The following is a 13,044-nucleotide window of genomic DNA, read 5'->3' as shown; positions in this document are numbered from 1 at the left end:
CATTCGATGTGGCTGAAAAGGCGGATGCTTGAGCGAATCGCGATCTGAAGGCGTAAACGAAGTCAGTAAATTCAAAAGGTTAATAGCAAAATGCTGCTGATGATCGATAACTATGATTCCTTCACCTACAACGTCGTGCAGTACCTGGGCGAACTGGGCGCCGACGTGAAGGTCATCCGCAATGACGAGCTGACCATCGCGCAGATCGAAGCCCTGAACCCCGAGCGCATCGTTGTTTCGCCCGGTCCTTGCACGCCCAATGAAGCCGGTGTCTCGCTGGAAGTGATCAATCACTTCGCGGGCAAACTGCCGATTCTGGGTGTCTGCCTCGGACATCAGTCCATTGGTCAGGCATTTGGTGGTGACGTGGTCCGTGCGCGTCAGGTCATGCACGGCAAGACCAGTCCGGTGATCCATGAAGACCAGGGCGTTTTCGAAGGGTTGAACCATCCGCTGGTCGTCACGCGTTATCACTCGCTGGTGGTCAAGCTGGACACACTGCCTGAGGCTTTGGAAGTCACGGCCTGGACAGCACATGACGACGGTTCGGTTGACGAGATCATGGGCCTGCGTCACAAGACACTGAACGTCGAAGGGGTACAGTTTCACCCCGAGTCGATCCTGACCGAGCAGGGCCATGAGCTGTTCGCCAACTTCCTCAAGCAGCGCGGCGGCAGTCGTCAGGGTTAAGGACTTTTTATGAATACCCCCATGAATATCAAAAGCGCGCTGAACCGCGTGGTCAACCAGCTGGACCTGACCACGGACGAGATGCGCGACGTCATGCGCGAGATCATGACTGGCCAGTGCACTGAAGCACAGGTCGGCGCGTTCCTGATGGGCATGCGCATGAAAAGCGAAACCATCGATGAGATCGTCGGCGCGGTGTCGGTCATGCGTGAGCTGGCCGATCACGTCGAGCTGAAGACGTTGGAAGGTGTGGTCGATATCGTCGGCACCGGCGGCGACGGTGCTAACATCTTCAACGTTTCGACGGCATCCGCTTTCGTGATTGCAGCAGCGGGTTGCACCGTGGCCAAGCACGGCAACCGTGCGGTTTCGGGCAAGAGCGGCAGCGCCGATCTGCTGGAAGCCGCAGGCGTTTACCTGAACCTGACGCCGGTCCAGGTCGCGCGTTGCATCGATAGCGTCGGCATCGGCTTCATGTTCGCCCAGTCTCATCACAGCGCAATGAAGCACGCTGCAGGTCCGCGTCGTGACCTGAGCCTGCGCACCCTGTTCAATATGCTCGGCCCGCTTACGAATCCGGCCGGCGTACGCCATCAGGTGGTTGGCGTGTTCAATCAGGCGTTGTGCCGTCCGCTGGCCGAAGTGTTGCTGCGTCTGGGCAGCAAGCATGTGCTGGTGGTGCACTCGCAGGACGGGCTGGACGAGTTCAGCCTGGCCGCACCCACGTTCGTCGCGGAACTCAAGAATGGCGAAGTGACCGAATACTGGGTGCAGCCTGAAGACCTGGGCATCAAGAGTCAGAGCCTGTATGGCCTGGCGGTGGAAAGCCCGGCGGCCTCGCTTGAGCTGATCCGAGATGCTCTGGGTCGTCGCAAGACCGAGAACGGCCAGAAAGCGGCCGAAATGATTGTGCTCAATGCAGGGGCTGCTCTTTATGCAGCAGACCACGCCACGAGCCTCAAGGAGGGCGTAGCACTGGCGCATGACGCGCTTCATACCGGCCTTGCCCGGGAAAAACTGGAAGAGTTGGGCGCCTTTACGGCAGTGTTCAAGCAGGAGAACGAAGAATGAGCGTACCAACCGTACTGGAAAAGATCCTTGCCCGTAAGGCTGAGGAAATCGCGCCCCGCCGCGCTGTCGTCAGCCTGGCCGAGCTTGAGCAACAAGCTGCCGCAGCCGATCCTGCGCGTGGCTTTGCCAGGGCGTTGATCGAACAGGCCAGAAAGAAACAGCCTGCGGTCATCGCTGAAATCAAGAAGGCATCGCCCAGCAAAGGCGTGATCCGGGAAAACTTCCTGCCTGCCGAGATCGCCAAAAGCTACCAGACCGGTGGCGCAACCTGCCTGTCAGTGCTGACCGACATCGACTTCTTTCAGGGTTCGGATCAATACCTGAGAGATGCCCGGGCGGCGTGCAACCTGCCTGTGATCCGCAAGGATTTCATGATCGATCCGTATCAGATCGTCGAAGCCCGCGCCTTGGGCGCGGACTGTGTTCTGCTCATCGTGTCGGCGCTGGACGACGTGCAGATGGCCGAACTGGCCGCCGTTGCCAAGGGCGTGGGGCTGGACGTGCTGGTCGAAGTGCATGATGGCGATGAGTTGGATCGCGCACTCAAGACACTCGACACCCCGCTGGTCGGCATCAACAACCGTAATCTGCACACGTTCAACGTCAGCCTGGAAACCACGCTGGACTTGCTGCCACGCGTTCCTCGCGACCGTCTGGTCATCACCGAAAGCGGCATTCTCAACCGTGCCGACGTCGAATTGATGGAAATCAGTGATGTGTATGCGTTTCTGGTCGGTGAGGCGTTCATGCGCGCGGAACATCCAGGTACGGAACTGCAGCGCCTGTTCTTCCCCGAGCGCGGTGCGCCGGTGAGCGGCTCGACACTCGACTGACTGTTCCACACGTACAGGAGCCAGAGCGTTCGTATGTCAGACTCGATCATCGACATCTGTGTCGAAAAAGGACTGCAGGCCGAGCAGGATCTTCTGACTGCTGTGTTTGCGGGCGAGGCAGAGCATGGGGTGCTGTTCTGGCGCCCCAATGATCAGGCACTGGTCATGCCACGTCGCTTGAGCCGGCTTCCTGGCTTCGTCGAAGCGAGTGAAACCCTGGCGGATAACGGATGGCCGATCCTGCTGCGGGAAACCGGCGGCGAGCCGGTGCCGCAGTCGTCCGCCACCGTGAACATTGCTTTGGTCTATGCACAGCCATCGACGGATCTTGATCGGGACCGTATCGAGACAGCGTATCGCCGTCTGTGTCAGCCCATTCTCGACATGTTGAATGAGCTGGGTGGCGAGGCTTCGCTGGGTGAAGTCGATGGCGCGTTCTGCGACGGTCGTTTCAACGTCAACCTCATGGGTCGCAAGATGGTCGGCACGGCCCAGCGCTGGCGTCAGAGTCAGGGTGGCGCACGACCTGTTGTACTGGCTCACGCCGCCTTGTTGCTGGACGATGAAAGGGTGCAGATGGTCGCTGCCGTCAATCGCTTCAACGTGATCTGCGAACTCGATGCGCGCGTCCGGGCCGAAAGCCACATTGCGTTGCATGAAGCGTTTCCCGAGGCGGAGGTGTCCGTGCTGCTGAATGCCTATCGGCAGCTGCTTGCGGGCATCTGACCCTTCCGCATGTCAGCGTGTGCCGTACACCACCATGGTCTTGCCTTTGACGTCGATCAGGCTCTGCTCTTCGAGCGCCTTGAGCACTCGCCCTACCATTTCCCGTGAACAGCCCACGATGCGACCGATCTCCTGACGGGTGATCTTGATCTGCATACCGTCGGGGTGAGTCATGGCATCGGGTTGCTTGCACAGGTCCAGCAGGGTACGAGCCACACGTCCGGTGACGTCCAGAAATGCGAGATCCCCCACCTTGCGCGTGGTGTTGCGCAGACGATCCGCCATCTGGCCGCCCAGGGCATAAAGAATATCCGGCTCCTGCTGCGTCAGTTCACGAAACTTGCCGTAGGCAATCTCGGCCACTTCGCATTCGGTCTTTGCCCTTACCCAGGCGCTGCGCACTGACGTCTGCCCTGCCTGTTCGAAAAGACCCAGCTCGCCGAAGAAGTCGCCGCTGTTGAGGTAGGCAATAATCATCTCGCGGCCTTCGTCGTCTTCGATCAGGATCGTGACCGATCCCTTGATGATTAGAAACAGCGAGTCAGAGCTGTCACCAGCGTTGATGATGTTGCTCTTGGCGGTGTAGCGACGGCGTTGTGCGTGTGGAAGAAGCTTTTCCAGATTCTTTGTTTTAGATGCAAGTGTGAGTGCGGCCATGCGTGAATTCCGAAATGAGGACCTGCGCCAAATGGCATACCTGTAGGTATCGGCTGCACCTGCATTCTCGCCAGCTTTTCGACGAGCGGCAGGCCCAATCTCCGAATATTCCTACACATTGGCTGCGAAATGCATTTTTCATCATGTGATCAGGGAGCGGGGTGGCCCTGTGCTAAGCTGACGCCCCTTTTTTAGCACTGGAGTCTTGGCGATGAAGGCACGCATTCAATGGGCTGGCGAAGCCATGTTCCTCGGTGAATCCGGCAGCGGTCACGTGGTGGTCATGGATGGCCCGCCCGAAAGTGGCGGTCGCAATCTGGGCGTTCGTCCTATGGAGATGGTGCTGATCGGTCTGGGCGGTTGCAGCAATTACGACGTCGTGAGCATCCTCAAGAAGTCCCGCCAGCCAGTCGAGAGCTGTGAAGCTTTCCTCGAGGCAGAGCGTGCAGACGAGGATCCGAAAGTCTTCACCAAAATCCATCTGCACTTTGTCGTCAAAGGTCGCGGGCTTAAAGAAGCCCAGGTCAAACGCGCCATCGAACTGTCCGCAGAAAAGTATTGCTCTGCCTCGATCATGCTCGGCAATGCGGGTGTGAAGATCAGCCACGATTATGAAATCGTCGAACTGGGCTGACCTCCAGACATCCAACGATCATAAAAACGGCGCACACTCTGGCAGACGGCTTCGGACGTCTGCATAATGCGCCACTTTTTCAGGGCGCAGCGTGCATTGGTTATCTGCTGTCGCGCCCGAACAGACAACCAAAATCGCCAACGCGAAGAGGTGTTAACCGTCCTACGCAGCTGAGCCGGACTCATCTGACGGGCATGCTTGATCACGCGGCCGGCGCCGCACACATATAGAGAGTTTTTAACGGTGAAAAGCAAACTCAAGCTCCACGGGTTCAATAACCTGACCAAGACCTTGAGCTTCAACATTTATGACATCTGCTATGCGGAAACTCCGCAAGACCAGCAGGCTTATGTCGAATACATCAACAGTGTGTATGACGCAGAACGCCTGACGCGGATTCTGACCGATGTTGTCGATATCATTGGTGCCAACATCCTGAACATTGCGCGTCAGGATTACGATCCTCAGGGCGCCAGTGTGACCATTCTGATCTCCGAGCAGCCGGTGACGCCTACCGAAAGCCAGATCGAAGAGTCGCCAGGTCCATTGCCGGAAACCATTCTGGCCCACCTGGACAAGAGCCACATCACAGTTCACACCTACCCGGAGATTCACCCGGTAGACGGCATCGCCACGTTCCGCGTGGACATCGATGTGTCGACCTGTGGCGTCATTTCACCGCTCAAGGCCCTGAACTATCTGATTCACAAGTTCGAGTCGGATATCGTGACGGTCGATTATCGTGTGCGCGGCTTTACCCGTGACGTGGAAGGCAAGAAGCACTTCATCGACCACGAGATCAACTCGATCCAGAACTACCTGTCCGAAGACACCCGCAACGGTTACCAGATGACCGACGTGAACGTGTATCAGGAAAACCTGTTTCACACCAAGATGCTGCTCAAGGAGTTCGAACTGGATAACTACCTGTTCGGCGATGCGACCAGCAACCTGTCCACCGAGCAGCGTGAGCAGGTGACCGCGAAGGTCAAGCACGAGATGCTGGAAATCTTCTACGGTCGTAACGTAGCGGTCTGAGTACAGACTCGGATCGGCCAGCAGCCGTAAGCAAAAAAGGCGCCTCTTGAGGGCGCCTTTTTTGTTCATGCGGTTTTGTCAGATGCGGTACGTGCTTTTGGTCATGACCTTGGCCAGGATACTCATGCCGAACTTGACCGGTGCCGGGAAGCGAAAACCGCCCGCTTCCAGTGCCGATTCCGCGTGATGCTCCTCGTCACTGAGCATCTGTTCGAGAATCGCCCGAGACTTGTTGTCCTCGACGGGCAGTTGTTCCAGATGTTCGCTCAGGTGCTTGCAGACCTGATCTTCAGTCGCGGCAACGAAACCCAGGCTCACCCTGTCGCTGATGATGCCGGCCGCTGCGCCCATTCCGAATGACAGGCCGTAGAACAGCGGATTAAGCACGCTGGTGTGACTGCCCAACTGATGGATGCGTTGTTCGCACCAGACCAGATGGTCGATTTCTTCTTCAGCTGCATGCTCCATGGCCTTGCGCACCTTGGGCAGCTTGGCGGTCAGCGCCTGACCCTGATACAGCGCCTGGGCGCAGACTTCACCTGTATGGTTGATGCGCATCAGACCCGCGACGTGACGGGAGTCGACATCGCTCATCTTGTGATCAGTCTGCACAACGGCAGGGGATGGCCGACGGGAGTGGCCGCTTGACGGTAGCAGCGTGCGCATCGCGCTGTCGGCCTGCAGCAGCAGGCGGTCAATGGGGGAGTAGTGACGTTCGGTAGCCATGGGCACCTCCGGATAGATCCTGAGAAGGAGTTTAACCGAATCAGCGGAGCAGGGTACCGCCTTGCCAGCCTCTCGATGCCGGAAGCTGGAAGGACGTATGGGGCTGGAAGGCTGACTCAGCCCGGTGGCCAGTTCATCTGGCGTTGACCCAGTACGTGCATGTGAATGTGATAAACGGTCTGTCCACCCAGCTCGTTACAGTTCATGACCACGCGAAATCCTTCTTCGCAGCCCAGCTCAAGTGCCAGACGCTGCGCCGTGAACAGGATGTGTCCAGCCAGGCCTTTATCTTCTTCGGTCAGATCGTTCAGCGTGCGAATCGGCTTCTTGGGAATGACCAGAAAGTGTACCGGGGCCTGAGGGGCGATATCGTGGAACGCCAGCACCTGATCATCTTCGTAGATGATCTTCGCCGGAATTTCCCGATTGATGATCTTGGTGAACAAAGTATCCACAGCCGTATGCTCCTTATCGGTTGATGGTGCGTGCGGGGTATCACAGCGGTCGAGTGTACTGAGCGAGGCAGGGCTCGCCCAGCCATTTTGTGGGTCAGCGCGGGCAGCAGGATTTGTTGATGTAACCGCTGATCTGTCTGGCCAGCCAGCGTGAAACCAGTCGCGGGCTGAATGTCCAGAGCCTGTTGCGCCAGCCCGGTATGATGACGGCGCGGTTCTTCGCCAGAGCCCGTACGGTGTACAGCGCAACTTCTTCGGGGCTCATCATCTTGTCGATGTTGACCTTGAGCTGAGCGTTACGGAAAAAAGCCGTCCGGGTCGGACCGGGGCAGAGTACCGACACCTTGACTCCGGTTTTCTTCACTTCTTCGCGCAAGCCTTCGGAAAAGTGCAGGACATAAGCCTTGCTTGCGTAATACGTGCTCATCCATGGGCCGGGCTGGAATGCAGCCACCGACGCGACATTGAGTATCTGTCCGCCACCCTGAATCGCCATCAGATTGCCGACGGTGTGGCACAGACGCGTCAGCGCCAGAATATTCAGGTCGATCAGATCCTGTTCGACGCCCCAGTCCTGCGCGAGGAAAGGGCCGCTGCTACCGATACCTGCTGCGTTGACCAGCAGATCGATCTGATGCGCGCCGTCTTCCAGCTCGAGCAGAAAGCCGGAAAGCCGCAGAGGCTCGCCCAGATCGCAGGCGCGAAACAGCACTTCCACGCCAAATCGCTGCGTCAGCTCCAAGGCGATGGTTTCCAGATGATCTCGCTGGCGAGCAACCAGAATGAGGCTGCGACCACGGCGCGCCAGTGCTTCGGCCATGGCCAGGCCTATGCCGCTGGATGCACCGGTGATCAGGGCGTAACGGGTCATGCAGTTCTCCATTGAGCGTAGTGCGGTCGGCAGTCTACCGGGCCATGAGCCTTTTATTGCGAGTCGCTTTCGTCTTCAGGCAAATTTTCAGTGTCGGCCTGGCTGGATTGGGCGTTGTCGCGTTGCGCTTCATCGTCATAAGGCAGGGACTGCTCGTACTCGTCGGTCTGCACCTCAATTTCTTCCTTGAGTGTATTCATGCCGCCGAAAATGCCGCTGATGAGAATGACCGGAATCAGCAGTAACCACAGTCCGGCCAGGACCTTGACGCCGCGTGAGTTGGGCGGCTGCGGTGCTCCGTATGGGTTGGGTCCTTTGGTGCCGGGCATGGCGGTCATCACGAAGGGAAAGACACTGCCCACGAAAGGCACGAGATTGAGCAGCAGAAGCCAGCCTGACCAGCCGATGTCGTGCAGCCGCTGAACGCCCATCATTGAGCTGATGACCACAAATACCATCGCAATGATCGCGATCAGCAGCCCGCCGGCGATCAGTGACTGGCTCATGATCGTGATTGCGATGGACAGCAGCGCCAGGCTGGCAGCGCTCAGCACCAGCGTCCATGCCAGGTAACGCAGACGACCGATCCTTCCGTTGATGCTGAATATTTTGAGCGTTGAGTGCTCGGCGAACTCGGCAGTTCCCACGTGTGATCGAGGTGGCGCATAAGGGGAGGCGGGCGCGGGAAGGTCTTTCTCGTTGATGCTCGCGCTGATTGCCGGATCCGGTTCAATCCGCGCCTCGACGCCAGCTTCATACAGCGCCTTTATGTAGTGCTCGGCCTCGTCGTGGGGCAAGCCCCGCTTGAGTGCAACAGGCTGACCGTTGAACAGTTTTTCGACGGCCGCGGTTTCGCTCTTGAACAGACGCGCCAGATTGGCTTTCGCAACCTCGGGCTCTACGCCATCACGCACCTGTCCTTCAAAAACGATCTTGAAGTGGGTTTCGGCCATACAGGGCTTCCTTGTCTTGAAGTGAGAGCGAGCCAGGCGCATCTGCAAAAGGGCAGAGCGCCTGTTATTTGAATGAGACCCGAATGAGCACCATCCAGTCGTGCATCAGAATGGTTTGACGATTACCAGAATGACGATGGCCAGCAGAATCAGGACCGGGATTTCATTGAACCAGCGGTAGAACACATGGCTGCGTCCGTTCTCGCCCCGGGCGAAACGTTTGACCTGCGCGCCGCACACATGGTGGTAACCGATCAGCAACACTACCAGCGTAAGCTTGACGTGCATCCAGCCCTGGCTGAAATATCCGCTTGGATTGAAGCTGATCAGCCAGCCGCCGAAGATCAGGGTCGCGATCATTGCCGGGCCCATGATACCTCTGTACAGCTTGCGCTCCATGATGCAGAAGCGGTCGCGGCTGATGGTGTCTTCGCTCATGGAGTGATAAACGAACAGTCGTGGCAGGTAGAAGAGACCTGCAAACCAGCAGACCATCGAGATGATGTGCAGCGCTTTGATCCATAGATAGAGCATTTTTGGTTATTCCCAGGTTCACGGTGGCCGAATAGTAGAGGCTAGAGTGTCCATACGTCACGTTGTCGGTTGTCGCAGAGGCCATAGGCCCATATTATCGACCGCTTTCCAGTTGTTTCGTTGAGGGCAGGTTATGGTCAAGGTCGGTATCGTCGGCGGCACGGGTTACACCGGAGTCGAGCTGCTGCGTCTGTTGGCACAGCATCCGCAGGCTGAAGTGGTGGTGATTACTTCCCGCTCGGAGGCCGGTCTTCCCGTCGCCGACATGTACCCGAACCTGCGAGGCCATTACGACGGTCTGGCGTTCAGCGTTCCGGATGTTCAGACACTGGGTGCCTGTGACGTGGTGTTCTTCGCGACACCTCATGGCGTTGCCCATGCGCTGGCTGGCGAGTTGCTCGCGGCGGGCACCAAGGTGATCGACCTGTCCGCAGACTTCCGCCTGCAGGACCCTGTCGAGTGGTCGAAGTGGTACGGCCAGCCTCACGGCGCACCGGAATTGTTGCAGGATGCGGTCTACGGCCTGCCGGAAGTCAATCGTGAGCAAATCAAGAATGCACGCTTGATTGCGGTTCCTGGCTGCTATCCGACTGCAACTCAGCTGGGCTTCCTGCCGTTGCTGGAAGCAGGCATTGCCGATAACACGCGTTTGATTGCCGACTGCAAGTCGGGTGTCAGTGGTGCCGGGCGCGGTCTGAGCATCGGTTCCTTGTACTCGGAAGCCAACGAAAGCTTCAAGGCGTACGCCGTCAAAGGTCATCGTCATCTGCCCGAAATCACTCAGGGCCTTCGCCGCGCCGCCGGTGGTGACGTGGGTCTGACCTTCGTTCCGCATCTTGTGCCGATGATCCGTGGTATTCACTCCACGCTTTACGCGACAGTCACTGACACGTCGGTCGATCTGCAGGCGCTGTTCGAGAAGCGCTACGCCGATGAACCGTTCGTTGACGTGATGCCTGCAGGCAGTCATCCGGAAACCCGCAGCGTTCGTGGCGCCAACGTCTGCCGCATCGCCGTGCATCGTCCGCAGGGCGGTGATCTGGTCGTCGTGCTCTCGGTCATCGACAACCTGGTCAAAGGCGCGTCGGGTCAGGCGGTGCAGAACATGAACATTCTGTTTGGTCTGGACGAACGGCTGGGCCTGTCCCACGCCGGTATGATGCCGTAAGGCTCGGGATCAAGCGGCAAGCGGGGGCCTGCTCCATTTGCCGCTGCTCTGCAAATAGTTGACCGATTTTCTAGGACAAGCGGATAATGCCCGTCATTACGCATTACGACGGCTTATCGCCGGGAGATATCTGACATGAGTGTCGAATCCTTCACTCCGACGGCTTTGGAATTCACCCCAGGTGCAGCGCACAAGGTGAAATCCCTGGTCGATGAAGAGGGCAATGATCGCCTTAAACTACGTGTCTTCGTGACGGGGGGCGGTTGTTCCGGCTTCCAGTATGGCTTCACATTTGATGAAGACGTTGCAGACGACGACACCATCGTCGAACGCGAAGGCGTCAGTCTGGTGGTCGATCCGATGAGCTTCCAGTACCTGGCGGGTGCCGAGGTGGACTATCAGGAAGGACTGGAAGGCTCGCGCTTCGTGATCAAGAACCCGAATGCTTCCACGACCTGTGGTTGCGGTTCGTCGTTCTCTATCTGATCGTACGCTGCAGTTACAAAAACGCCGCTCATTGAGCGGCGTTTTTCGTTCTGGCGCTTCGGATCAGTCGGGGCATCAGGCCGGATAGATAGCACCCAGCACTCGCAGACCTTTGGCACCGGTCACCGTTGGACGGTTGGCCGGCACGCTTTCCAGGCAGCAATGCGCCAGCCAGGCAAATGCCATGGCTTCAACCCAGTCAGGATCGACGCCGAACTTCGCGGTGCTGCTGACACGTGTATCGGGTAACAACTCGGCCAGTCGATTCATCAACGCAGTGTTGTGAGCGCCGCCGCCGCAGACCAGGAGTTCCATCGTGCTCGACTGAGCCGACTGCAGAGATTCGGTAATGGTCAGCGCGGTCAGTTCGAGCAATGTCGCCTGGACGTTTTCCGGTGCCAGGGTTGGCAACTGGAACAGATGATGATGCAGCCAGCCGAGGTTGAACACTTCGCGGCCAGTGCTCTTCGGACCCTTGGTCAGGAAGAACTGGTCGCTCAACAACGTCTTCAACAACGCCGCATCTACCTGTCCGCTGGCGGCCCAGGCGCCATCCTTGTCATAGCTCAGATTGCGCTGCGACTGGATCCAGGCATCGAGCAAGACATTGCCCGGGCCGCAATCGAAACCGGTCACCGGGCGATCGGACTCGATCAGGCTCAGGTTGCTGAACCCGCCGATGTTGAGTACTGCACGGTGTTCCTTGTTGTCATCGAACAACGCTTCGTGGAAGGCCGGGACCAAGGGTGCACCCTGGCCTCCTGCTGCGATGTCACGACGACGAAAGTCACTGACTACCGTGATTTCGGTCAGCTCGGCCAGCAACGCAGGGTTGCCGATCTGGATGCTGAAACCGCGTGCCGGCTCGTGGCGGATAGTCTGACCGTGGCTGCCGATCGCACGGATCTGGCCGGCGACCATGTTCTGTTCTTCCAGCAGTTGCAAAACGCCCTTGGCAACCAGATGGCACCACTTCTGCTCGGCAATCGCCGCACGCGTCAGCTCATCCGTGCCACTGGAGCAGAGACCCAGCAATTCCGCATGCAAGTCTTCCGGCATCGGAATGTAATGGGTTGCCAGAAGTCTTGGTCGGTCGTCTTGCTCCAATAGGGCGATATCAATCCCATCGAGGCTGCTGCCGGACATCACACCTATATAGAAGAAGGCCATGGATTACCTTTTATTCGAGGCCAGCGTGGTGGCCTTTTCCTGATCCATGCGTGCCATCAAAGGTTGGCTTTGCTGCATGAACCGCTGCTTTTCGGACTTGGCGATCGGATCCGCCATCGGAAGTTTCTGGCCCAGAGGGTCGACATGTACGCCGTTGACCTGGAATTCGTAGTGCAAATGCGGGCCTGTCGACAAACCGGTTGTTCCAATATAGCCGATCACCTGACCTTGCTTCACCGATGAGCCGGTTTGTACGCCTTTGGCGAAGCCCTGCATGTGGCCGTACAGCGTGCGGTAGGTATCGCCGTGCTGGATGATCACGGTATTGCCGTAGCCGCCGCGACGACCTGCGAGAAGGACTTTGCCATCGCCGGTCGCCTTGATGGGGGTACCGCGCGGCGCTGCGTAATCGACGCCTTTGTGGGCGCGGATCTTGTTGAGGATCGGATGTTGACGGCCCATGGAGAACATCGAGCTGATGCGGGCGAAGTCCACCGGTGTACGGATGAACGCCTTACGCATGCTGTTGCCATCGGCGGTGTAGTAATTGGTGTTGCCCTGCTTGTTGGTGTAACGAACCGCTGTGTAGGTCTTGCCGCGGTTGGTAAAGCGGGCGGACAGGATATTGCCGGTGCCGACGGGCTTGCCGTTGACGACTTTCTGCTCGTAGACCACGTCGAATTCGTCACCCTTGCGGATGTCCTGGGCGAAGTCGATGTCGTAGCCGAAGATGTTGGCCATGTCCATCGTCATACTGTGAGTCAGCCCTGCACGCTGCGCGGATTGCGAAAGCGAGCTGTTGATCACGCCATGGACGTAGGCGTTACGAACGTTGGGCTTGCTGACTTCGCGGCTGAAGGTAAAGCCGGCAGCCGATTTGGACAGGCTGATGGTTTCAAGCTCGCTGAGCTTGGTATGCAGATTCTTGAGCTGGCCATCCGGGGTGAGCTCGAACTGCAGGACCTGACCGTTCTGCAGCTTGCTGAATTCCTTGGACTGCTTGTCGCTGGCCAGTACCTCATGGACGGTCGT

The 13,044-nt window shown here is 58.1% G+C and carries 16 protein-coding genes (1 of these 16 running past the window's edge); 8 read left to right on the top strand and 8 right to left on the bottom strand.

Translation table 11 applies throughout. The annotated features are described in order from the left end of the window. Positions 1-90 precede the first annotated feature (90 nt). From AC0IXS_RS11740 to AC0IXS_RS11725, 4 genes are read left to right on the top strand one after another with little or no spacing between them, the layout of a single operon-like run. The gene (locus AC0IXS_RS11740; RefSeq protein WP_025995984.1) at positions 91-690 is read left to right on the top strand and encodes an aminodeoxychorismate/anthranilate synthase component II; all 600 of its coding nucleotides are present in this window, start codon (positions 91-93) and stop codon (positions 688-690) included. Between the two features lie 21 nt (positions 691-711). Next, positions 712-1,761, top strand: coding sequence for an anthranilate phosphoribosyltransferase (gene trpD, locus AC0IXS_RS11735; RefSeq protein WP_057410148.1), 1,050 nt, complete (start codon positions 712-714; stop codon positions 1,759-1,761). Next, positions 1,758-2,594, top strand: coding sequence for an indole-3-glycerol phosphate synthase TrpC (gene trpC, locus AC0IXS_RS11730; RefSeq protein WP_471824668.1), 837 nt, complete (start codon positions 1,758-1,760; stop codon positions 2,592-2,594). The genes trpD and trpC overlap by 4 nt, the downstream gene beginning before the upstream one ends. 33 nt (positions 2,595-2,627) lie before the next feature. Further along, positions 2,628-3,320, top strand: coding sequence for a lipoate--protein ligase family protein (locus AC0IXS_RS11725; RefSeq protein ID WP_137203398.1), 693 nt, complete (start codon positions 2,628-2,630; stop codon positions 3,318-3,320). Between the two features lie 12 nt (positions 3,321-3,332). Here AC0IXS_RS11725 and crp read toward each other — a convergent pair whose 3' ends face one another. Next, the gene (gene crp, locus AC0IXS_RS11720; RefSeq protein ID WP_122553360.1) at positions 3,333-3,977 is read right to left on the bottom strand and encodes a cAMP-activated global transcriptional regulator CRP; all 645 of its coding nucleotides are present in this window, start codon (positions 3,975-3,977) and stop codon (positions 3,333-3,335) included. A 211-nt stretch (positions 3,978-4,188) separates the two neighbouring features. Here crp and AC0IXS_RS11715 point away from each other — a divergent pair, with 211 nt between their 5' ends. Further along, positions 4,189-4,611, top strand: coding sequence for an OsmC family protein (locus AC0IXS_RS11715; protein ID WP_137203397.1), 423 nt, complete (start codon positions 4,189-4,191; stop codon positions 4,609-4,611). A 243-nt stretch (positions 4,612-4,854) separates the two neighbouring features. Then, complete coding sequence (speD, locus tag AC0IXS_RS11710; protein WP_004885441.1) at positions 4,855-5,649, top strand: adenosylmethionine decarboxylase; 795 nt, start codon at positions 4,855-4,857, stop codon at positions 5,647-5,649. 78 nt (positions 5,650-5,727) lie between these two features. On the opposite strand, the gene coq7 is transcribed toward speD, so the two are convergent. The 5 genes from coq7 to hemJ all read right to left on the bottom strand — a co-directional run bounded on the left by coq7 (position 5,728) and on the right by hemJ (position 9,188). Beyond that, positions 5,728-6,375 carry a 2-polyprenyl-3-methyl-6-methoxy-1,4-benzoquinone monooxygenase gene (gene coq7 / locus AC0IXS_RS11705; RefSeq protein WP_004885443.1) on the bottom strand — a complete coding sequence of 216 codons (648 nt, stop codon included), beginning with the start codon at positions 6,373-6,375 and terminating at the stop codon, positions 5,728-5,730. Between the two features lie 116 nt (positions 6,376-6,491). Next, the gene (locus tag AC0IXS_RS11700) at positions 6,492-6,830 is read right to left on the bottom strand and encodes a histidine triad nucleotide-binding protein (RefSeq protein ID WP_003316306.1); all 339 of its coding nucleotides are present in this window, start codon (positions 6,828-6,830) and stop codon (positions 6,492-6,494) included. A 94-nt stretch (positions 6,831-6,924) separates the two neighbouring features. Continuing rightward, the gene (locus tag AC0IXS_RS11695) at positions 6,925-7,701 is read right to left on the bottom strand and encodes an SDR family NAD(P)-dependent oxidoreductase (protein WP_057410152.1); all 777 of its coding nucleotides are present in this window, start codon (positions 7,699-7,701) and stop codon (positions 6,925-6,927) included. Between the two features lie 53 nt (positions 7,702-7,754). Then, entirely contained in the window at positions 7,755-8,654 is a 900-nt protein-coding gene (locus AC0IXS_RS11690) for a DUF805 domain-containing protein (RefSeq protein ID WP_471824665.1), read from the bottom strand. Between the two features lie 105 nt (positions 8,655-8,759). Further along, positions 8,760-9,188: a protoporphyrinogen oxidase HemJ gene (gene hemJ / locus AC0IXS_RS11685; protein WP_025995992.1), complete on the bottom strand. Its 429-nt coding sequence runs from the start codon at positions 9,186-9,188 to the stop codon at positions 8,760-8,762. A 133-nt stretch (positions 9,189-9,321) separates the two neighbouring features. On the opposite strand from hemJ, the gene argC reads away from it, so the two are divergent. Both argC and erpA read left to right on the top strand, forming a co-directional pair. Beyond that, the gene (gene argC / locus AC0IXS_RS11680) at positions 9,322-10,356 is read left to right on the top strand and encodes an N-acetyl-gamma-glutamyl-phosphate reductase (RefSeq protein WP_025995993.1); all 1,035 of its coding nucleotides are present in this window, start codon (positions 9,322-9,324) and stop codon (positions 10,354-10,356) included. Positions 10,357-10,491: 135 nt separating this feature from the next. Further along, positions 10,492-10,842, top strand: a complete 351-nt coding sequence (gene erpA, locus AC0IXS_RS11675) for an iron-sulfur cluster insertion protein ErpA (protein ID WP_004885454.1) — start codon at positions 10,492-10,494, stop codon at positions 10,840-10,842. 75 nt (positions 10,843-10,917) lie between these two features. On the opposite strand, the gene AC0IXS_RS11670 is transcribed toward erpA, so the two are convergent. Continuing rightward, entirely contained in the window at positions 10,918-12,012 is a 1,095-nt protein-coding gene (locus tag AC0IXS_RS11670; RefSeq protein WP_025995994.1) for an anhydro-N-acetylmuramic acid kinase, read from the bottom strand. A 3-nt stretch (positions 12,013-12,015) separates the two neighbouring features. After that, positions 12,016-13,044 carry the 3' portion of a peptidoglycan DD-metalloendopeptidase family protein gene (locus tag AC0IXS_RS11665; RefSeq protein WP_057410154.1) on the bottom strand. Its footprint extends 399 nt past the window's final position, so only the last 1,029 of its 1,428 coding nucleotides appear in the window; its start codon lies off the right edge, out of view; its stop codon occupies positions 12,016-12,018.

The sequence above is a fragment of the Pseudomonas sp. AC016 genome (assembly GCF_979253365.1).
The sequence above is the reverse complement of the archived record's forward strand: the minus strand, read 5'-3'. Positions and strand labels throughout refer to the sequence as shown.